Source organism: Isoptericola sp. NPDC056618 (assembly GCF_042792715.1).
In the GTDB taxonomy this organism is placed as follows: domain Bacteria; phylum Actinomycetota; class Actinomycetes; order Actinomycetales; family Cellulomonadaceae; genus Isoptericola; species Isoptericola nanjingensis.
In genome coordinates this window covers 58,801-78,951 of the sequence record NZ_JBHTVZ010000012.1, presented here as the reverse complement: position 1 = coordinate 78,951, position 20,151 = coordinate 58,801, and the positions used below count along the sequence as shown (strand labels likewise).

The 20,151-nt window shown below is 74.1% G+C and carries 18 protein-coding genes; 6 read left to right on the top strand and 12 right to left on the bottom strand.

Annotation, left to right across the window (positions count from 1 at the left end):
• Positions 1–18 precede the first annotated feature (18 nt).
• Positions 19–1,242, bottom strand: coding sequence for a formaldehyde dehydrogenase, glutathione-independent (gene fdhA, locus ACFQ8T_RS14740; protein ID WP_430547268.1), 1,224 nt, complete (start codon positions 1,240–1,242; stop codon positions 19–21).
• Positions 1,243–1,386: 144 nt separating this feature from the next.
• Here fdhA and fdhD point away from each other — a divergent pair, with 144 nt between their 5' ends.
• Positions 1,387–2,286, top strand: coding sequence for a formate dehydrogenase accessory sulfurtransferase FdhD (gene fdhD / locus ACFQ8T_RS14735; RefSeq protein ID WP_430547267.1), 900 nt, complete (start codon positions 1,387–1,389; stop codon positions 2,284–2,286).
• A complete protein-coding gene (locus ACFQ8T_RS14730) occupies positions 2,283–4,613 on the top strand; it encodes an FdhF/YdeP family oxidoreductase (protein WP_430547266.1) in 2,331 nt (776 codons plus the stop codon). The genes fdhD and ACFQ8T_RS14730 overlap by 4 nt, the downstream gene beginning before the upstream one ends.
• A gap of 51 nt (positions 4,614–4,664) precedes the next feature.
• On the opposite strand, the gene ACFQ8T_RS14725 is transcribed toward ACFQ8T_RS14730, so the two are convergent.
• The gene (locus ACFQ8T_RS14725) at positions 4,665–5,123 is read right to left on the bottom strand and encodes a MarR family winged helix-turn-helix transcriptional regulator (protein ID WP_430547265.1); all 459 of its coding nucleotides are present in this window, start codon (positions 5,121–5,123) and stop codon (positions 4,665–4,667) included.
• Positions 5,124–5,253: 130 nt separating this feature from the next.
• On the opposite strand from ACFQ8T_RS14725, the gene ACFQ8T_RS14720 reads away from it, so the two are divergent.
• Genes ACFQ8T_RS14720 through ACFQ8T_RS14710 form a run of 3 tightly spaced genes read left to right on the top strand, consistent with a single transcriptional unit; the run spans position 5,254 to position 8,671 of the window.
• Positions 5,254–6,834 carry an MFS transporter gene (locus tag ACFQ8T_RS14720; protein WP_430547264.1) on the top strand — a complete coding sequence of 527 codons (1,581 nt, stop codon included), beginning with the start codon at positions 5,254–5,256 and terminating at the stop codon, positions 6,832–6,834.
• Between the two features lie 57 nt (positions 6,835–6,891).
• Entirely contained in the window at positions 6,892–7,395 is a 504-nt protein-coding gene (locus ACFQ8T_RS14715) for a MarR family winged helix-turn-helix transcriptional regulator (protein ID WP_429764450.1), read from the top strand.
• A 19-nt stretch (positions 7,396–7,414) separates the two neighbouring features.
• Positions 7,415–8,671 carry a CynX/NimT family MFS transporter gene (locus ACFQ8T_RS14710; RefSeq protein WP_430547263.1) on the top strand — a complete coding sequence of 419 codons (1,257 nt, stop codon included), beginning with the start codon at positions 7,415–7,417 and terminating at the stop codon, positions 8,669–8,671.
• Here ACFQ8T_RS14710 and ACFQ8T_RS14705 read toward each other — a convergent pair.
• The 7 genes from ACFQ8T_RS14705 to ACFQ8T_RS14675 form a co-directional block, all read right to left on the bottom strand.
• Positions 8,668–9,465 carry a serine hydrolase gene (locus ACFQ8T_RS14705; protein WP_430547262.1) on the bottom strand — a complete coding sequence of 266 codons (798 nt, stop codon included), beginning with the start codon at positions 9,463–9,465 and terminating at the stop codon, positions 8,668–8,670. The genes ACFQ8T_RS14710 and ACFQ8T_RS14705 overlap by 4 nt on opposite strands.
• Positions 9,465–10,289, bottom strand: coding sequence for a type 1 glutamine amidotransferase (locus ACFQ8T_RS14700; RefSeq protein WP_430547261.1), 825 nt, complete (start codon positions 10,287–10,289; stop codon positions 9,465–9,467). Before ACFQ8T_RS14700 ends, ACFQ8T_RS14705 begins: the two co-directional genes overlap by 1 nt.
• A 2-nt stretch (positions 10,290–10,291) precedes the next feature.
• Entirely contained in the window at positions 10,292–11,590 is a 1,299-nt protein-coding gene (locus ACFQ8T_RS14695; protein WP_430547260.1) for an ABC transporter ATP-binding protein, read from the bottom strand.
• The gene (locus tag ACFQ8T_RS14690; protein WP_430547259.1) at positions 11,583–12,626 is read right to left on the bottom strand and encodes an ABC transporter ATP-binding protein; all 1,044 of its coding nucleotides are present in this window, start codon (positions 12,624–12,626) and stop codon (positions 11,583–11,585) included. The genes ACFQ8T_RS14695 and ACFQ8T_RS14690 overlap by 8 nt, the downstream gene beginning before the upstream one ends.
• A gap of 5 nt (positions 12,627–12,631) precedes the next feature.
• On the bottom strand, positions 12,632–13,579 hold the full coding sequence (locus tag ACFQ8T_RS14685; RefSeq protein WP_430547258.1) for an ABC transporter permease: 948 nt from the start codon (positions 13,577–13,579) through the stop codon (positions 12,632–12,634).
• The gene (locus tag ACFQ8T_RS14680) at positions 13,572–14,576 is read right to left on the bottom strand and encodes an ABC transporter permease (protein ID WP_430547257.1); all 1,005 of its coding nucleotides are present in this window, start codon (positions 14,574–14,576) and stop codon (positions 13,572–13,574) included. The genes ACFQ8T_RS14685 and ACFQ8T_RS14680 overlap by 8 nt, the downstream gene beginning before the upstream one ends.
• 94 nt (positions 14,577–14,670) lie before the next feature.
• Positions 14,671–16,314: an ABC transporter substrate-binding protein gene (locus tag ACFQ8T_RS14675; RefSeq protein ID WP_430547256.1), complete on the bottom strand. Its 1,644-nt coding sequence runs from the start codon at positions 16,312–16,314 to the stop codon at positions 14,671–14,673.
• 407 nt (positions 16,315–16,721) lie between these two features.
• Between ACFQ8T_RS14675 and ACFQ8T_RS14670 the strand changes: the two genes are divergently transcribed.
• Positions 16,722–17,705 (top strand): hypothetical protein, encoded by a 984-nt coding sequence (locus ACFQ8T_RS14670; RefSeq protein WP_430547255.1) that lies wholly within the window; start codon positions 16,722–16,724, stop codon positions 17,703–17,705.
• Between the two features lie 37 nt (positions 17,706–17,742).
• Here ACFQ8T_RS14670 and ACFQ8T_RS14665 read toward each other — a convergent pair whose 3' ends face one another.
• The 3 genes from ACFQ8T_RS14665 to ACFQ8T_RS14655 all read right to left on the bottom strand — a co-directional run bounded on the left by ACFQ8T_RS14665 (position 17,743) and on the right by ACFQ8T_RS14655 (position 20,000).
• Entirely contained in the window at positions 17,743–18,690 is a 948-nt protein-coding gene (locus ACFQ8T_RS14665) for a hypothetical protein (protein WP_430547254.1), read from the bottom strand.
• Positions 18,687–19,283, bottom strand: a complete 597-nt coding sequence (locus ACFQ8T_RS14660; RefSeq protein ID WP_430547253.1) for a SigE family RNA polymerase sigma factor — start codon at positions 19,281–19,283, stop codon at positions 18,687–18,689. Before ACFQ8T_RS14660 ends, ACFQ8T_RS14665 begins: the two co-directional genes overlap by 4 nt.
• Before the next feature lie 132 nt (positions 19,284–19,415).
• The gene (locus ACFQ8T_RS14655; RefSeq protein ID WP_430547252.1) at positions 19,416–20,000 is read right to left on the bottom strand and encodes a hypothetical protein; all 585 of its coding nucleotides are present in this window, start codon (positions 19,998–20,000) and stop codon (positions 19,416–19,418) included.
• Positions 20,001–20,151 lie beyond the last annotated feature (151 nt).

The following is a 20,151-nucleotide window of genomic DNA, read 5'->3' as shown; positions in this document are numbered from 1 at the left end:
GGCCCTAGTCCTGACAGGTCACTTGCCGGCGAGGTAGCCGTTCGCGTCGATGACGTACTTCGTCGCGGCGCCGGCGTCGAACTCGGCGTACCCCTGCGGGGCCTGGTCGAGGGTGATCGCCTTCGCGTTGACGTTCTTCGCGATCTGCACCCGGTCGTGCAGGATCGCCTGCATCAGCCCGCGGTGGTACTTCATCACCGGGCACTGTCCGGTGGTGAACGCGAGCGACTTGGCCCATCCCGTGCCCAGGCTGAGCGAGAGCGAGCCCTTCTGCGCGGCCTCGTCGATGCCGCCCGGGTCGCCGGTCACGTACAGGCCGGGGATGCCCAGCGCCCCGCCCGCAGCCGTGAGGTCCATGAGCGAGTTGAGCACGGTGGCCGGGGCCTCGTGGTCCGAGTCCGACCCGTGCCCCTTGGCCTCGAAGCCGACGGCGTCGATCCCGCAGTCCACCTCGGGCACGCCGAGGAGCTGCTCGATCTGCTCGACCGGGCCGCCCTTCGTGAGGTCGACGGTCTCGCAGCCGAACGAGCGCGCCTGCGCCAGCCGGTCGGCGTTCATGTCGCCGACGATCACGACGGCGGCACCCAGCAGCAGCGCCCCCGTGGCGGCGGCGAGCCCCACCGGCCCGGCCCCCGCGACGTACACGGTGGAGCCGACCTCCACGCCCGCGGTCACCGCCCCGTGGAACCCCGTCGGGAAGATGTCGGACAGCATCGTCAGGTCCATGATCTTCTCGAGCGCCTGGTCCTTGTCCGGGAACCTCAGGACGTTCCAGTCGGCGTACGGCACCAGCACGTAGTTGGCCTGCCCGCCGACCCAGCCGCCCATGTCGACGTACCCGTACGCGCTGCCCGGGCGGTCGGGGTTCACGTTGAGGCAGATGCCGGTCTTGCGCTCCTTGCAGTTCTTGCAGCGTCCGCACGCGATGTTGAACGGCACGGAGACCAGGTCGCCCACCGTGACGAACTCGACGTCCCGGCCCACCTCGACGACCTCGCCGGTGATCTCGTGGCCCAGCACGAGGTCCTTCGGCGCCGTCGTGCGCCCGCGGACCATGTGCTGGTCCGACCCGCAGATGTTCGTCGCGACGGTCTTCAGGATCACGCCGTGCGGCACCTGCCGGCCGACGTTCGCCGGGTTCACCCCGGGCCCGTCCTTGAGCTCGAACGTCGGGTAGTCGATGTCGATGACGTCGACCTCGCCCGGCCCCTTGTACGCGACCGCGCGGTTCGTGTCTGCCATGGTGCTCCTCCTTGAACACGTCCGGCCCGGTCTGAGCCGGTCCCCCGACCGTAGGCGCGTCGAGCGTCCCCGGCAGGTCGAGTGCGGGCCGCGGTCGACGGGCTGCCGTTGTGCCCGGCGCGGGGGTCTGCTAGGCCTGCGGGTATGACCCGCGTCACCGTCCGACGCCGCGTCAGGCGCGTCACGATCGGCGGCCGCACCGCGCGCCGCGAGGACCTGCTCGCCGGCGAGGAGCCGCTGGAGATCCGCGTCGGAGGGCGCTCCTACGCGGTGACGATGCGCACCCCGGGGCACGACGTCGAGCTCGCGACCGGCTTCCTCGTCTCGGAGGGCGTCGTGACCGACGGCGCGCAGGTCGCCGGCGCGCGCTACTGCGCGCCCGGCCCGGCGGCCCCGGGCGAGAACCCCTACAACGTGCTCGACGTCGCGCTGGCCGCGGGCGTCACCCCGCCCGACCCCGGGCTCGCCCGGGAGTTCTTCACCTCCAGCGCCTGCGGCCTGTGCGGCAAGTCGTCGATCGACGCGGTGTTCACCCGCAGCGCCTTCGACGTCGCGGGCGACCCGGTCCGAGTGGACGCGGCCCTGCTGGCCGCCCTGCCCGACCGGCTGCGCGCCGCGCAGGACGTCTTCGCCCGCACGGGCGGGCTGCACGCGGCGGGGCTGTTCGACGCCGTGACCGGCGAGGCCCTGGTCGTGCGCGAGGACGTCGGCCGGCACAACGCGGTCGACAAGGTGGTCGGCTGGGCCGCCGCGGCCGGTCGGCTGCCGCTGCGCGGCACGGTGCTCGTGGTGTCCGGGCGGGCGAGCTTCGAGCTCACGCAGAAGGCCGTCATGGCCGGGGTGCCGGTGCTCGCCGCCGTCTCGGCGCCGTCGTCGCTCGCCGCGGAGCTCGCGGACTCCGCCGGGCTGACGCTCGTCGGCTTCGTGCGCGACCCGACGCTCGTCGTCTACGCCGGCGAGCACCGCGTCGTCGAGCAGGCCGTCGAGCAGGACGGTGCGCGCCAGGGCCGCGGGCACCGCGACCGGAGAGGGGACGCCGCATGACCACGCAGCAGCCGGGGGACGTCCGGGGCGAGGGCGAGCCACTGGAGCCGCAGCCCGCGGAGGTCCGCCCGCCGAAGGACTGGGCTGCCGGGGTGCCCGGCATCATGCACGCGCTGGTCCCGGCGCTGCGCGACATGGGCCCCACGCGGACGGCGCGCCTGCTGCTGTCGATGAACCACCGCGAGGGCTTCGACTGCATGAGCTGCGCCTGGCCGGACCCGGACCGCCGCAAGCCCGCCGAGTTCTGCGAGAACGGCGCGAAGGCGGTCACGTGGGAGGCGACGCCGCTCGTCGTCGAGCCGTCGTTCTGGGCCGAGCACCCGGTCTCGGACCTGCTCACCCGCACGGAGCACTGGCTGGGCCAGCAGGGGCGGCTGGTCGAGCCGGTGCACAAGGCCGCCGGGTCCGACCACTACGTGCCCGTCTCCTGGGACGAGGCGTTCGCGATCGTCGCGGACCGGCTGAACGCGCTCGACTCCCCCGACCAGGCGTCGTTCTACACCAGCGGGCGCACGTCCAACGAGGCCGCGTTCGTCTACCAGCTGTTCGTGCGTGCCTTCGGGACCAACAACCTGCCCGACTGCTCCAACATGTGCCACGAGTCCACGGGCGCCGCGCTGGGCGAGACGATCGGCGTCGGGAAGGCGACGATCACCTACGACGACTTCGCCCGGTCCGACCTCATCGTGATCATGGGGCAGAACCCCGGCACGAACCACCCGCGCATGCTCACCGCGCTGGAGGAGGCCAAGGAGAACGGGGCGAGCATCGTCGCCGTGAACCCGCTGCCCGAGGCCGGCCTGAAGCGGTACAAGAACCCGCAGACCGTGCGCGGGCTGGCGGGACGGGGCACCGGGCTGGCCGACCAGTTCCTCCAGATCCGGCTCGGCGGCGACATGGCCCTGCTGCAGGCGGTGTCGAGGCGGGTGCTCGACGCCGAGGCCGCCGCCCCCGGCACGGTGCTCGACCACGAGTTCCTCGCCGCGCACACCTCGGGCCTCGAGGCGCTCACCGCGCACCTGGCCGACCTCGACGAGGACGCCGTCCTCGCCGCCACGGGCCTCACCAGCGCCGAGATCGACGAGCTCGCCGAGCGGTACCTCCGCGCCGAGCGAGTCATCGTGACCTGGGCGATGGGCCTGACGCAGCACACCAAGGCGGTGCCGACCATCAAGGAGATCGTCAACCTGCTGCTCCTTCGCGGGAACATCGGCCGGCCCGGCGCGGGGGCCTCCCCCATCCGCGGCCACTCCAACGTGCAGGGCGACCGCACGATGGGCATCTGGGAGCAGATGCCGGACAGCTTCCTCGACGCGCTCGACGCCGAGTTCGGCATCTCGTCCCCCCGTGAGCACGGCCTCGACGCCGTCGGCACGGTGGAGGCGATGGCGGCCGGGCGTGTGAAGGCGCTCGTCGCCCTCGGCGGGAACCTGGTCGGGGCGATCTCCGACACCGGCGCCGCGGAGGCGGCGGTCCGCCACGCCGACCTCACCGTCCAGATCTCGACGAAGCTCAACCGGTCCCACGCCGTCGTCGGCCGGGAGGCGCTCATCCTCCCCACCCTGGGGCGCACCGACATCGACCGGCAGGCGTCGGGCGAGCAGTTCGTGTCGGTGGAGGACACGGTCTGCGCGGTGCACGCCTCGCGCGGCAAGGTCGAGCCGGTCGCGCCGGGCCTGCTGTCGGAGGTCTCGATCGTCACGCGGCTGGCGCGCGCCGTCCTCGGCGCCCGCCCCGGCGGGCAGGGCTCGCCGGACCGCCCCGTGGACTGGGCGGCGATGGAGCGTGACTACGACGTGATCCGCGAGCACATCGCCCGCGTCGTACCGGGCTGCGAGAACTACAACGCCCAGCTGCGGCGGCCGAACGGCTTCCGCCTGCCGCACGGCCCGCGTGACTCGCGCACCTTCCCCACCGACGACGGCCGCGCCCACCTGACCGTCAACGAGCTCGCGGCCGTCGAGTGCCCGCCCGGGCGCCTGCTGCTGCAGACCATCCGCACGCACGACCAGTTCAACACCACGATCTACCGCCGCGACGACCGCTACCGCGGCATCAAGGGCGGGCGCTCCGTCGTGCTGGTCAACCCCGACGACCTCGCGGAGCTGGGGATCGCGGACGGCACCACCGTCGACGTGCACGGCGAGTACCACGACGGCGTCGACCGCGTGCTCCGCGGGCAACGCGTCGTCGCCTACCCGACGGCGCGCGGGTGCGCCGCGGCCTACTTCCCGGAGGCGAACGTCCTCGTCCCGCTGGGCGCGACGGCCGAGACGAGCCGGACGCCCGTGTCCAAGGCCGTCGTCGTCCGGCTCGAGCCCGCCTGACGCCGAGGTAGTACCACCGTGCCGAGGTAGTACCGGCCCTGCCGAGGTGGTTCAGGCCTCCTGCGCGCGAGCCTCGACGAGGGCCTCCGCGAGCGCGCCGAGGGCCGGCAGCGCGCGGAGCGCGGCGTCGCGCACGTCGTCCGGCACGGCTCCGAGTCGGCGGTCCCAGAACGCCTTGATGCGCGCGAGGTGCTCGTCGGCCAGCGGGGTCGCGACCAGCCGGACGGTGCGCCGGTCGCCGTCGGCGTGCTCGCGCAGCACGAGCCCGCGCGCCTCGAGCGCGCGCAGGGCGGTGCTGACGTTGCTGCGGGCGAGCCCCGTCGCGACGGCGATGCGCGACGGCGTCGGACGCGACGTGCGGTGGATCTCGCGGATCACGGCCACCTCCGTCCCGGTGAGCGGCACGATGTCGCGCAGCTCCGGGGAGCGGACGTCCAGGTGGCGGGCCAGCTCGACGAGGACGTCGGCGAGGTCGGCCAGGCCGGGCGTGACGATCGTCTCGTCGGGCATGGCCCGATCCTAGGCCGTCGATATAGTTATAGTTTCATAATCATTCTCCGCCCGGGCCGCGGCCCGGGCGTTCCTCTGCGCGCGCCGTCCGGCCCACCGACGGCGCCCCCCTCCACACCAAGGAGCCACCGTGAGCAGCGCACCGGCCCTCGCCCCCGACGTCACCGCGTCCCCGCCCGCGCACCGACCGCTGCGGGGGCGTCCCGCGCTGACCCTCGTCGGCGTCGCCTTCGGGCTGTTCCTGGTCGGCCTGGACGCGACCGTCGTCTCGATCGTCAACCCCGCGATCGCCGCCGACGTCGGCACCACGTTCGTGCAGCTGCAGTGGGTCACGCACAGCTACCTCCTCGGGCTGGCCGCCACCCTGATCCTGGCGGGCAAGCTCGGCGACAGGTACGGCCACCGCACGCTGTACCTGAGCGGCCTCGTGCTCTTCACGCTGGCCTCGGTCGCCATCGGCCTGTCGACCACCGCCACGGGGCTCATCACGTTCCGCGTCGTGCAGGGCGTCGCGGCCGGCATCCTCATGCCGCAGACCCTCGCGATGCTCCGCGCCACCTTCCCGCGCGAGAGGTTCGGCATGGCCGTGGGGATCTGGGGCGGCGTCTCGTCGATCGCGATCGCCGTCGGCCCCACGCTGGCCGGTGCGCTCGAGGCGTCGTCCGGCTGGCCGTCGGTGTTCTTCGTCAACGTCCCGGTCGCCGCCGCCGGCCTCGTCTACGGGCTGTTCCTGCTCCCCCGCACCAGCTTCCCCACGACCGGCAGGTTCGACCTGCGCGGTGTCGTCGTGCTCGCGCTCGGGCTGGTCGCGACCGTCTTCGCCATCGTGCAGTCCGAGACGTGGGGCTGGGGCGACGCGCGCACCCTCGGGCTGCTCGCGCTCGGCGTCCTCGTCATCGTCGGGTTCGTCGCCCTGGAGGCCCGCACCGAGGCGCGCACCGGCGACGCCCTGCTGCCGCTGTCGCTCTTTCGCGGGACGACGGTCGGCACCGGGGGGCTGATGATCGCCGCCAACTTCTTCGTGCTGATGGGCTCGACGTTCATCCTGCCGATGTTCTTCATCAACCTGCGCGGGGCCACCGCGCTGGACGCCGGCCTGATGCTGCTGCCGATGTCCGCCGTCTCGATCGTCTCCGCCCCGGTCGGCGCCCTGCTCGTCGCTCGGATCGGCACGCGCGCGACCGGCACGCTGAGCCTGGGCCTCACCGCCGTGGGCCTGCTGGTGCTGCTGACCTCGTCGGCCGGGTCGCCGTACGGCGTCATGGCGGTCGCGTTCGTCGTCCTCGCGATGGGCACCGGGATGACGATCACCGCCGGAGCGGAGGCGATCGTCGGGTCCGCGCCCGTGCACCTGGCCGGGGTCGCGGGCGGCTTCCAGTCCACGTGCATCCAGATCGGCGGCGCGCTCGGCACCGCCGTGATGTCCGCCGTCGTCGCCGCGAAGGTCCACGCCGGCACCGCCGGGCTCGGCCTCGACGACGGCGCGCTCCAGGGCCTGGCGCAGGGGTCGGTGCCCGCCGGGCTGGACGACGTCGCCGCCCGTGCCGCCGAGGGCGCCTACGTCTCGGGCGTGCACGCCGCGTTCCTGGTCGCCGCCGCCGTCGCGGTCGTCGTCGCGGTCGTCGCGTGGGTCACGCTGCGCTCCTCGCGCCGCGCGACCGCCGGGCAGGTGCTCGTCGAGACGGTCGAGGGCGAGGCGGGCCACGCCTGAGGTAGATCACACGCGTCAAGATTCTTGACGTCGAGAGACCGGGAGTAGTCTCGGCGCATGGATGTGGAGGCACGGTCCGACGAGGTCGACCGGATCGTCGACGCGTGGCGCCGCGAGCGCCCGGACCTGGACGTCGAGCCGCTGACCGTGTTCTCGCGCGTCAGCCGGCTCGCGCGGCACCTGGACCGCGCGCGGCGCGGCGCGTTCGCCCGGCACGACCTGGAGACCTGGGAGTTCGACGTGCTGTCCGCGCTGCGCCGCGCCGGCGAGCCGTACCGCCTGTCCCCCGGCGTCCTCGTCGCGCAGACCCTCGTGACGAGCGGCACCATGACCAACCGCATCGACAGGCTCGAGGAGCGCGGGCTGGTGGAGCGCCACCGCGCGCCGTCCGACCGCCGCGGCGTGCTCGTGCAGCTCACCGCAGCGGGCCGGCAGCGGGTCGACGCCGCGATGAGCGACCTGCTCGACGTCGAGGCGCGCGTGCTCGACGCGCTGCCCGCCGCGGTGCGCCCCCAGCTCGCCGCCCTGCTGCGCACCGTCGTCGCGCAGTTCGACGAATGATCCCGGAGATGCCCGCCGCGTGACGTCCTACCCCTCCCCCTCCGCCCGCGACGACGGCGCCCGCGCCGGTCTGCTGCTGGCGGCGCTGCTGCTCGTCGCGCTCAACCTGCGCGCCCCCATCACGTCCCTGCCGCCCGTGGTGGACGACGTCGCCGCGTCCCTCGGCCTCACGTCCGCGGGCGCCGGCCTGCTCACCTCCGTCCCGGTGCTCTGCTTCGCGCTGTGCACGCCGCTGGCGTCGGTGCTGGTGGCGCGCGCGGGCCCGGAGCTGTCGCTCGGCGCCTCGATGGTGGGGATCCTCGCCGGGACGCTGCTGCGCTCGGGGGGCTCCGTGCCGGCGGCCCTCGCCGGCAGCGCGGTGCTGGGCGTCGCGATCACGATCGGCAACGTCGCGGTGCCGGTGGTCATCACCCGCGACTTCCGCCGCCGGGCCGCCGCGGTCACGGGCGCGTACAGCGCGACGATGAACCTCGGGTCGACGTTCACCACCATGCTCACCGTGCCGCTCGCGACGGCGTTCGGCTGGCAGTGGGCGCTCGCGGGGTGGGGAGTGCTCGCCGTGGTCGCGATCGCGGCCTGGGTGCCCGCCGGGCGACGGCTCGCCGCCCGGGGCCGGGCCGCGGCACCGCGCGGGGAGGGCGGCGCCCGCGTCCGGCCGCCGTCGGCGCGCGCGGAGCTCGACGCCCTCGACCCGAAGGCCAGGTCCGCCGTCCGGCGCCTCGTCGTGCTGCTGTCGGTGGCGTTCGCGGGGCAGGCCTTCGGCTACTACGCCGTGACGGCGTGGCTGCCCGAGATCCTCCACGACCGGCTCGGCATGAGCGCCGCCGGCGCGGGCAGCGCGGCGGCCCCGTTCCAGCTGTGCGCGGTGGCAGGGTCGTTCCTCGTGCCGGCGGCGTTCTCGCGCGGCCTGTCGGCCCGCGCTGTCGCGATGCTCATGGCGGCGATGTGGATCTCGCTGCCGCTCGGGCTGCTGCTGGCGCCCGGCCTGTGGTGGTTGTGGGTGGGGCTGGCGGGCGCCGCCCAGGGCGGCAACTTCACCGTGATCTTCACGCTCGTGGCGCAGCGCAGCCCGGGCGTCGCGGTCGCGCGACGGTCGTCGGCGGTGGTCCAGACGGCGGGCTACGGGTGCGCGGTGCTCGCCCCGACCGTGATGGGCGCCGTGCACGAGGCGTCCCACGGGTGGACGGTGCCGCTGGCCCTCGTCGCGGGCGTGCTCGCCACGATGGCCGCGGCGATGTGGGTGGCGTCGGCCCGGCCCGCCGTCGACGGCGCCTAGCGATCCTCCGCCAGGGTGATCGCGAGGGAGCCCAGCGCCCGCAGCGCCTCCTCCGCGTGCGCCTCGTCGTAGCCGCGCGTGCACACGGCGATCACCAGGGCGCCCGGCCCCGGCGTGCCGACGAACGCGACGTCGTGCCGGATGCCGTCCACCCAGCCCGACTTGGAGCCGTAGGGCACGCCCTCGGGCACGGCGGCGGTGAGCTGCCGGTCGGTCTGGCGCGCGAGCAGGTCGATCATCCAGAGCGTGCGCTCCGGCCCGGCGAGCTGCCCGGTGACGACGGCGGACATCAGCGCCGCCAGGTCGGCGGGCGTCGTGCGGTGCGAGTCGCCGCGGGCCTCGGCCGCCAGGTCGCTGTACTTGCGCCCGACGACGCTGCCGGCGGCGCCGACGTCGGCCAGGGCGCGGTTGCACGCGTCGAGGCCGACGAGGTCGATCACCATGTTGGTGGCCTCGTTGGACGACACGACGATCATCCGCTCGACCACCAGCCCCACGGGCATGGACGTGCCCGGCGGCGGCATGCCGGGGTCGAGGTCGTCGGGCTCGATGCGGTAGTCGGGCTCGCCGGGCACCTGGGACCGGAACGTGTCGGTGCTGGCCACCTCCTCGTCGAGCGTGAGCTCCCCGGCGTCCAGCGCGCGGGCGGCCGCGACCAGCACGGCCAGCTTGACGGTCGACGCGGCGTAGAACGGCGCGTCCGCGTCGCGCTCGGCGAGCACCTCGCCGCCCGCCCGCCGCACCTGGTACGCGACGACCGGGACGCCGTCCGAGTGCGTGCCCGTGCTCACCATCAGCGCACCCCCGAGACGTCGTGGGCGGGATCGTGGCCCCGTTCCTCGGCGTGTCGAGGGCGTGTCTTCCACCCACAGCGGTGGACGACGGCGGCGAACGCGGCCGCGAGCGCGCGGGCCTGCTTCTCGTTCTCGGGCGCGCGCTCGAGCGCGGCGGCGAGCAGCGCGTCGCGGTCGAAGCCGAGCTCGGCGAGCTCGTCCGCGTCCCAGGTGCCGATGCGTTCGGGCGCGGCCTCCGGGTGGAACTGCAGCCCCCACGCGGCGTCACCCACGCGGAAGGCCTGGACGCCGCATGCGTCGCTCGTCGCGAGGTGCACGGCCTGCGGCGGCAGCCCCGTGATCGAGTCGACGTGGCTCTCGACCATGCGGACCTCGCCGCCCTCGGCGAGCTCCCCGAGCGGGCCGAGCAGGGCGTCGTCGGCCGCGTCGTCGAGCAGCCGCACGGGACAGAGCCCCTTCTCCGTCTCGCCCGAACGGCCCGTCACGGTGCCGCCCGTGACGTGCGCGAGCACCTGACCGCCCAGGCAGATGCCCAGCACCGGGACGCCGGCGTCGAGCGCCTCCGCGACGAGCGCGCGCTCGTGCGGCAGCCAGGGCGCCCGCTCGTCCTCGTCGGGCAGCAGGCCGCCGCCCAGCAGCACGAGGCCGGCCACGCCGTCGGGCGCAGCGGCCCCGGCGGCGGCGAGCGACGGGACCTGCTCCACGAGGTCCGCGCCCTGCACGACGACGGCGGCCGCGCCGTCCGCCTCCAGCCAGTCGGGCAGGCGGCCCGGGCCGCTGTGCGGGGAGTTCTGGACGAGGACGACGGTCGGTCGGTCGGTCACGGTCAGCGTTCCCTGCTCTCGAGGACGGGGCGGTCGGGGACGGTCTCGGGCACGGGGCCGTCGTCGTCCCCCGGCTGGTGGTCGTCGGCATCCGGTGCGGCGTCGTGCTCGACGTCGTGCTCGACGTCGTGCTCGACGACCGCGGCGGGGTCGTCCGTCGCCGCGGCGGAGCCCGCCGTCGGGTGCGCGCCGAACGCGGCGGCCTCCCGGGCGAAGTGGCACGCGGCGGCGTGCGGCACGGTCGCCGCGCCCCCACGACCGCCGTCGGGCCGGCCGATCGGGACGAGCACCGGGTCCTCGGTGCGGCATCGCGCGGGCACGGCGCCGTCACCCCCGATCCCTTCCTCCGCCGCAAGCCGGTGGGCGAGCCAGCAGCGGGTGTGGAAGCGGCAGCCGGACGGCGGGTCGGCGGGCGACGGCGGGTCGCCCTCGAGCATCAGCTCGTCGTCGCGGCGGGCGGTGGGGTCGGGCACCGGCACGGCGGACAGCAGCGCCTTGGTGTACGGGTGGTGCGCGTCGTCGTACACCGCGGGGCGGTCGCCCTCCTCGACGACGCGGCCCAGGTACATGACCGCGACCTCGTCGGCGATGTGCTGGACCACGGCGAGGTCGTGCGCGATGAAGAGGTACGCCAGGCCCAGCTCGTCCTGCAGGTCCTCCAGCAGGTTGATGACCTGGCCCTGCACGGACACGTCGAGGGCGGAGACGGGCTCGTCGCACACGAGCACGCGCGGCTTGACCGCGAGCGCCCTGGCGATCCCGACGCGCTGCCGCTGCCCGCCGGAGAACTGGTGGGGGTAGCGGTGCGCGTGGTCGGGGTCGAGGCCGACCAGCTCGAGCAGCTCGGCCACGGCCCGCCGCCGGCCCCCGGCGGGGACGGCGTCGCGGTGGATGCGGAACGGCTCCGCGACGATCTCCCCCACCGACATGCGCGGGTTGAGCGACGTGTAGGGGTCCTGGAACACCATCTGCACGTTCCGGCGCAGCTCGCGGCGGGCGCCACGCGACATCGTGGACACGTCCTCGCCGTCGACGAGCACCTGCCCGCGCGTCGGCTTCTCGATCCCGACCAGTACGCGCGCGAGCGTGGACTTGCCGGACCCGGACTCCCCCACGAGGCCGAGCGTGCGCCCGCGGCGCAGCGCCAGCGAGACGCCGTCCACGGCCTGCACCTGCCCCACGGTGCGCTTGACGACGACGCCCCGGCGCACCGGGTAGGACTTGGCCAGGTCGCGCACCTCGAGGACGACGTCGTCGGACGCCGTGGGTGCGACGGCGGGGCCGGTAGCGGTCTCAGGCACGGACGCCTCCCAGGAGCTCGGCGGCGAAGTGGCAGGCCGACGACCGGCCCGGGGCGACGTGGTCGAGCGGCGGCTCGACGGTGCGGCACAGGTCCTGGGCCATGTCGCAGCGCGGGTGGAACGCGCAGCCCGACGGGACGCGGCCGGGCGCCGGGGGCCGGCCGGGCACGACGGGCAGCCGGCCGCCGGCCACCTCTGCGCCGGAGTCGAGCCGCGGCACCGAGCGCAGGAGGGCCCTGGTGTAGGGGTGCGCGGGCGCGGCGTACAGGTCGCGCACGGGCGCGTGCTCCACGGCGCGGCCGGCGTACATCACGGTGACGTCGTCGGCGACGCCCGCGACGACCCCGAGGTCGTGGGTGATCAGCACGAGCCCCATCTGCCGCTCCGCCTGGATCTCGGCGAGCAGCCGCAGCACCTGGGCCTGCACGGTGACGTCGAGCGCCGTCGTCGGCTCGTCGGCGATGAGCACGTCCGGGTCGAGGGCCAGGGCGGACGCGATCATCACGCGCTGCCGCATGCCGCCGGAGAACTGGTGCGGGTACTCGTCCACCCGCTGCGCCGCGTTCGGCACCTTCACCAGGTCGAGCAGCTCGACGGCGCGCCGTCGGGCCTCGCGCCGCGACGCCCCGGTGCGCGAGCGCAGGGACTCGGTGAGCTGGTAGCCCACGGTGTGCACCGGGTTGAGCGCGGCGAGCGCGTCCTGGAAGACCATCGCGACGTGCGTGCCGCAGTGTGCGCGGTGCCGGGTCGGCGACAGCGCGAGCAGGTCGGTGCCGCGGTAGCGCGCGGTGCCCCGCACGATGCGCGCCGTCGGGGGCAGCAGCCCCATCACGGCCAGCGAGCTCACCGACTTGCCGCAGCCGGACTCGCCGACCAGGGCCAGGGTGCGGCCCGCCTCCACGCGGTAGCTCAGGCCGTCGACGGCGCGCACCGCGCCGTCGTCCGACCGGAACTCGACCGCCAGGTCCTCCACCTCGAGCAGGACGTCGCCGGCGGAGCGTTCGGCGTCGGCCGGGGGGATCAGGGTCTCGGTCACGGGGATCACCGGAGCCTCGGGTCGAGGGCGTCGCGCAGGGCGTCGCCGAGGGCGACGAGCGCCAGGACCGTGAGGACCAGGCACCCGAGCGGGTACAGGAGCAGGTACGCGTACCCGCCGGTCACCCAGTCCGCACCGTTCGTGATCATGATGCCCCAGCTGATCGCGGGCGGCCGGACGCCGATGCCGAGGAACGCCAGCACCGCCTCCGTGCTGATCACGCCGGCGATCGCGGTCGGCACGAGCGCCGTGACCGGACCGATCGCGTTGGGCAGCACGTGCCGCACCATCACCCGCAGGTCGGACGCGCCGAGCGCGCGGGCCGCCGTCACGTAGTCGAGGTTCTTGGCCTCGAGCGTGGCCGCGCGGACGTACCGCGCGTACGCCATCCAGCCGAACATGGTGAGCACCACCGCCGGCAGCAGGATGACGTCGAACGTGCCGCCGCCCACGCTCACCTTGCGGAACAGCGTGAGGAGCAGCAGCGCGGCGAGCAGCAGCGGGATGACGAGGAACACCTCGATGGCGCGGGACACCACCGAGTCCACCCACCCGAGGTAGTACCCGGCCAGCAGGCCCAGCGTGACCCCGATGAGCAGGGACGCGCCCACCACCACGAACGCCAGCGTCAGCGACGGGCGGGCGCCGTGCACGAGCTGGGCGAGCAGGTCGCACCCGTGCACGTCCGTGCCGAGCGGGTGCTCGCCCCCCAGGCCCTGCGGCCGGATCTTCGAGTCCCCGATGACGCAGCTCTGCGGGTTCGTGCTGGTGAAGAGCCGCGGGAAGGCCGCCATCACGGCGAAGAAGACCACGACGACGGCCGCCGCGATCACGTCGGGCCGGCGGCGCAGCCGGCGCCAGGCGTCGCCGCCGAGCGACGTCGACGCGTCGACCGCCGGCGCGTCCGGGGTGGCGGTGGCCGCCGTGGGACCGGGAGCGGTGCGTTCAGGCATAGCGGATCCTCGGGTCGAGGGCGGCGTAGGCGATGTCGACGACCAGCATCACCACCACCGTCACGGCGGCGAGGATCGTCACGATGCCGAGGATGAGCGCGACGTCCGCGGCGCGGACCGCCTCCCAGAGCACCCCGCCCATGCCGTAGATGTTCATCATCCCCTCGGTGACGACGGCGCCCGCGAGCGCCTCGGTGAAGGTCAGGCCGACCGCGGTCACCACGGGCACCGCGGAGTTGCGGATCACGTGGTGCGTCACGACGTGCCGCTCGTTCAGGCCCCGCGAGCGCGCGGTGCGCACGTGGTCCCCCGCGTACGACTCCAGCTGGCTCGCGCGGACGAGGCGGATGAACGCCGCCGACCCGGCGAGGCCCAGCAGGATGCCGGGCACGAGGAGCGTCGCCCACGGGTGGTCGTCGTCGAACGACGGTCTGAACCACAGGGCGGGCAGGCTGCCTGCCCCGAACGTGTCCTCGGCCCAGCCGTTCAGCGGCACGGCGAACACGTACCGGTACACGAGCAGCAGCACGAAGATCGGGAACGCGTCGATGAGCACCGACGTCAGCCGGATGCCGTGGTCGGCGGACCGGTCACGCCGGCGGGCCGCCGCGGTGCCGAGGCCCATGCCGAGCACGAACCACACGATCGTCACGACGAGGAACAGCTTCAGGGTGTTCGGGGCGGCGGTCGCGACGATGTCCGTGACCTCGCGTCCCCGCAGGTTGGTGCCGAAGTCACCCTGCGCGTACTGCCCGAGGCGCTCCACGAACGGGCCCAGGCACGGGTTGCCGGTCTGGTCGTAGCAGGGGTCGTCCAGGCCGAAGCGTGTCTCCACGGCGGCGAGCTGCGACTTCGTGGGCACCTTGTCGCCGAAGAATGCCAGGGCGGGGTTGCCGTTGAGCTGGATCGCGAACGTCGTGAGCAGGTGCAGCACGAACATCACGAGCAGCAGGGTGGCCACCCCCAGGAGGGAGCGGCGCAGGATGTAGCGGCCCATTCACGGAACTTTCTGGTGGTGCGGGGAGGGACGCCGGTTGAGCTTGTCGCGACCCGTGCGACAGCGGCCTCGACAAGCTCAACCAGCGAACTGACTAGCCGTTCGTGACCTCGAGGAGGCGCAGCTTCGGCTCACCGCTGAACGGGTCGAGCACGACGTTCGACACGTTCTCGCTGTAGTAGTCGGTGTTCTGGGCCACGAACAGCGGGACGGTCGGGAAGTCGGTCGCCAGGATCTTCTCCGCCTCCTGGTACTGCGTGACCGCCTCCTCGAGGGTCGCGGCCTCGTCGCCGGCCTTGACGGCCGCCTCGAAGTCCGCGCTGTAGTACCCGAACTCCACGTTGCCGTTCTTCTCGTCGCCGCTGGCGTACACCGGGGCGAGGTAGTTCTCGTTGAGCGGGTAGTCCGGGAACCAGTTGGCGCGGAACGGGCCGGAGAAGTCGCGGGCCGCGCGCCGGGCGAAGTAGTCCGGCGTCGCGTCGAGCTCGTACGGGATGCCGAGCGTCTCCTGGATGGAGTCGCCGACCGCCTTGAACAGCTCCTGCTCGGTGGCGTCCTGGCCGAGGTGGATGGTCAGCTTCTCGCCGTCGGGCCAGCCGCCGGCCTTCTCCAGCGCCGCCTTGGCGGCCTCCGGGTCGAAGGTGCACCACTCGCAGGTGCCGCCGGTGCCGCCCGGCACGACGTCGGGCACCACCCAGGAGTCCGCGGGGACCCGCTGTCCGGGCAGGAGGGCGTCGATGATGCCCTGCCGGTCGACGGCGAGCGAGATCGCCTTGCGGAACTCGACGTCCGTCCACGGGCCGTCCTTGTACAGCGGGAAGGCCAGGTAGGTCAGCGCGGCGCCCGGGCCTTCGACGTACCTCTCCTGCAGGTCGGGGTCGTTGGCGGCGGCCTGCTGCTCGGCCGGCGGCGGCACCGCGAAGTCGAGGTTGCCGGCCTGGAAGTCCGGCCAGTTGTCCTCGCCCGTGTACTCGGTCCACTCGATGGCGCCGTACTCCGGCGTCTCCTCGAGCGTGTAGTCCTCCCACCGCTGGGCGGTGAGGTTCACGCCCTGGTCCCACTTCTCGACCTGGAACGGGCCGTTGCCGATCGGCTGCACGGCGCACGCCTCGATGTCGTCGAGGCACTCCTGCGCGATCGGGAAGAAGCCGGTGTAGCCGAGCATCGTGGAGAAGCCCGCGAACGGCCCGGTGAGGGTGACCTCGAGCGTCTGCGGGTCGACGACCTTCAGGCCCGACAGCGTCTCGGCCTCGGGCTCCTTGGTGACGTTGCCGTCGTCGTCGGTCTCGCCCTGCATCTCGTCGTAGCCGGCGATGCGCTCGAAGAAGTAGTTGTTCGCCATGGCGTTCGGGCCGTACGCGGCGTAGTTCCAGGCCCGGGCGAACGCGTCGGCGTCCACCGGCTCGCCGTTCTGGAACGTCAGGTCCGGCTTGATCTTGATCGTCCAGACCGTGTTGTCCTCGGTCTCGACGCTCTCGGCCACGTAGTTGTACGGCTCGGTCGTCTTCGGGTCGTACCGGACCAGCCCGTCGTAGACGACGTCGAGCACGGAGATGTTGTCCCCGACGTTCGAGTCCATCGGCAGCAGCGTCTCGACGTCCTGCGAGAGCGACAGGTGCAGCGTCGCGTCCGGGTCGCTGCCGCCGCCTCCCCCGCCGCCGTCCGTGCCGTCGTCGTCCCCGCCGCCGCCCGAACAGCTCGCCAGCACCAGCGCCACCGCTGTCGCCGTGGCCGCCACTGCAGCCCTTCGCCCCATCGTCACCGGCTTCTCCCCACGTCCTGGTCGCTCAAGGCGCCGTCGCCATGCCGTGCTCACGTCGTCGTGCACGTCGCCGCCGGTCGCGCGCACGGGCCCGCGACGGCGTTGCCGTGGAACATATCGCCATCATGGCCTCCCGTGGTGAAAATCACTGTTAAGGATGGGTAACGATCGACCGCGTGTCGCGCCCGACGTCGGCCCGGACGCGGGAGCGGGCCCGGCTCACCGCCCGCGTCCCCACGGCGGCAGTCCGGGCTCGCGGCGGCAGCTCGAACTGCCGCGGTGGGGCGAAACTGCCGCGACGACGCTGCCCCCAGGCCGGGTTCGCTCCACACCCGCACGTCGGACGGTGCCGCGACGAGTGCGCACCGAGCACCATCCCGGGCATGAGCGACGATGAACGCGCCCTCCTGATCGCACGGCACCACGACCCCGCAGAGCTGCGGCGCGCGACCGCCGCGCGCGAGATCGAGCGCGTGCGCCGGGGCGCCTACCGCGCGCCACGGGCCGGCACGCACGACCCGCATGCCCACGCCCGCGACCACCTGGCCGCCGTCCACCAGCAGCTCGACGCCGACCACGTGTTCAGCCACGAGTCCGCGGCCCTGGTCTGGGGCGTGCCGCTGTGGGAGACGCCGTCGACGACGCACGTGCTGCAGCGCTCGGGCGCCAGCTCACGATCGGCCCGCGACATCGTGCGACGGCGCGGGTTGCCGGAGCGCTGGGTGCAGCGCGAGGGACTGCCGATCACCGACCTGACGCGGACCGTCGTCGACTGCGTCACGACGATGCACCCGCTCGGCGGCCTCGTCGTCGCCGACTGGGCGCTCGGTCGTGGCCTCGACCGAGCGGAGGCGGTACGGCTGCTCCTCGGGCGACGCCGCGGGGTCCGTAGGGCGAGCCTGCTGCTCGACCTGGCGGAGGGGCAGGTCGACCCGCCGTGGGAGACCTGGCTGCGGTACGTGGCGGTACGGGCCGGCCTCCCGCGACCCCGGACGCAGCTCAGGGTGGACACGCGCGCCGGCCGCTTCTTCGTCGACGTCGCCTGGCTCGAGCACGGCGTGCTCGCCGAGTTCGACGGCCGGACCAAGTACCGCGACGGCGCCTTCGGCCCGGGCTACGACGCCGAGCAGGCGCTGTTCGACGAGAAGGTGCGCGAGGACGCCATCACCGAGCGGCTCGGCGTGCGGCCGCTGCGATTCGTCGCCCGGGACGCCCGTGACCCCGACGGCGTCGCGCGACGCCTGCTCGCGCGGTTCCCGGCCGACGTCCGCCGCGCGGCGCGGATCAACCCGCTGCTGCCGGCACCGCCGGCGCGCGCTCACGGCGGCAGTTCGCGTTCGCGGCGGCAGTTCGAACTGCCGCGGTGAGGCCGAACTGCCGCGGTGAGCGGGCCGGTGGCCGCCCTCAGCAGTTCTCCCACCGGGCGCAGCCGGCCATCTCCAGGGTCGGCTCGACGGGGGTGTCGTCGGCGGGCCCCTCCTCGAGGTAGGTGCTGCGCCACAGCGCCTGGCCGTCGATGCCGAGTTCCTCGACCTCGAGGAGGCGGTGCTCGTCGGTGTCGTACGCGAGCCGGACCGTCCCCCCTTCCGTCGCCTCGTGCTCGAGCCTCTCCCCCGTCCGTCCGAGCGAGTCCTCCTTCTCCACCTCGACGCTGGTGCCCGGCAACCCGGACATCACGGCCCAGAGGGCGTCCCGCACCTCCGGGGGTGCGGGGCTGGCGGCGAGCAGGTCCTTCGCCATCTCGAAGATCTTGTCGTCCGGGGTGCCCACGCCGCGGTCGTCCTCGACGCTGCCGCGCAGCAGCTCGTCCAGAGCCGCGGCGTCGGTGGGCAGGGAGTACAGCTCGTCCCAGTGGATCTGCACCCACTCCCCGTCGATGAGCAGCACCCCCCAGATCGCCTGGCCGAACGCGTCCGGCCGCTCGAGGTCGCCGTCGGTCACCCACAGGCCCGGGTCGGTGTGCCCGTACCAGGTCTGCCGGGTCGCCACGGAGTCGGGGTCACCCGCCTCGGCCGTCTCGGAGGTCACGAGCCAGTACGGGTCGTCCGGCCATCCCCCCAGCTCGGCACCGGGCTCCGTGCTGGGCTCCGGACGTTCCGGCGTCTCGCGCACGACGACCGGCACGTCGGGGCCGGCAGGTGAGACCTCGGCCGCGAACCACGGGTTGGCCTCCACCCACCAGGCGGCGGCCACTGCCACGACGGCGACGGACGCGACGCCGCTCACGAGGGCCCGGCGCGCGCGCCTTCGTCGGGCCGCCGGGACGACGCCGTCGGTGCGGACGTCGATCCGCGGTGCCACGTCGTCCACGTGGGCGCGCAGCTCGCGCGCGAACTGCTCGTCGGGGGTCATCGGGCGCCTCCCCGCTCGGTCCGTGCACTTCCGTCGGCGGCCTCGAGGACGGACCGCAGCTGCGCCAGCCCGCGCGACGCGGTGGACTTCACCGTGCCGACGGAGACGCCGAGGTCGGCCGCCACCTCGCGCTCGGTGAGGCCGATCAGGTGCCGCAGCACGACGATCCGCCGCTGCCGCGTGCTGAGCGTCGCCAGGGCGCGGACGAGCCGGTCGCGGTCGGCGTGGTGGTCGGCGTCGGACCGACGTGCGGCGCCCTCCGGCAGCTCGGCGGGGGCGGTGACGACCTCGCGCCGGCGCTTGCGCCACAGGTCGATGCGGAGGTTCGCGAGGACCCGCCGGGCGTAGGCGAGCGGGTCGCCCTCCCGCGCCGTCGACCACTTGAGGTACGTCCGCGTCAGCGCCTGCTGCACCAGCTCGTCGGCGAGGTGCGCGTCGCCGCACAGCAGCCACGCGGTCCGGGCCAGCGCGGGCGCGGCGTCGCGCATGAAGGAGGTGAACTCCTCCTCGGACGTCGCGCCGGTGCGCAGCAGCCGGAACCCCACGTCGTCGGGCGGGTCGGCCTCGGCCCGGGCCGTCATCGTCACGGTCATGTGTTGTACACGACCGGGCGGGTCCGCAGGTTGAGTCACGGCTTGGTCACGACGCCGGCCGCACCCAGCGCGGCAGTTCAGGTTCACGGCGGCAGCTCGAACTGCCGCAGTGAAACCGAACTGCCGCGGCGGTCAGAGGCCGCGGGCGACTCGCGCGAGGTCGCCGACGGCGGCCGTCACGTCGTCGAGCGCCCGGGCGGTGCGCTCCGGGTCGTCGTCCACCTCGAGCGAGTGGTCGCCGCCGTCCACCTCGAGCACGCGCGCGCCGGACGCCGCGGCCAGCCCGCCGTCCCACAGCCCGTCGGCGGTGCCGCCCACCAGCAGCCCCGGCACGCCCGACGTCCCCAGCCCGGCGGCGGCGTCGCGCACCTCCGGCGCCCGGTCGGCGGTGAGCAGGGGCGTCAGCCACGCCCCGGGCAGCCCCAGCTCGACGGCGACGGGCAGCGCCAGCGTGCCGAGCGACTTCGCCAGCACCAGCTGCGTCGCCGCGGGCGCCGCAGCCACACCGTCCCGCAGCACCTCCGCGTACACCCGCCGCGCGACGTCGAAGTCCGGCCGCCCGTCCCACACGACGGTCCGCACCGTCCAGCCGGCGGCACGCAGCGCCTCGGCCGGTCGCGCCAGCACCGGCCCCTCCGCCGTGTACCCGACGCCGGGCAGCACGGTCAGCACCAGCCCGGCGTCGCCGTCGTCCACGATCACGCGAGAGTCAGCCACGACCTCAGCCTGCCACCACGGTGAGACGACAGGAGGCAGGTCGGGGAATCGCGCGCACGGTAGTCACACCCGAAGTGGAGGAGGGGGGGGGCCGCGGGCGAGCAGAACAGAGCGCGAAGAAGAGGCGGGGCGCGCAAACCGTCATGGAGCG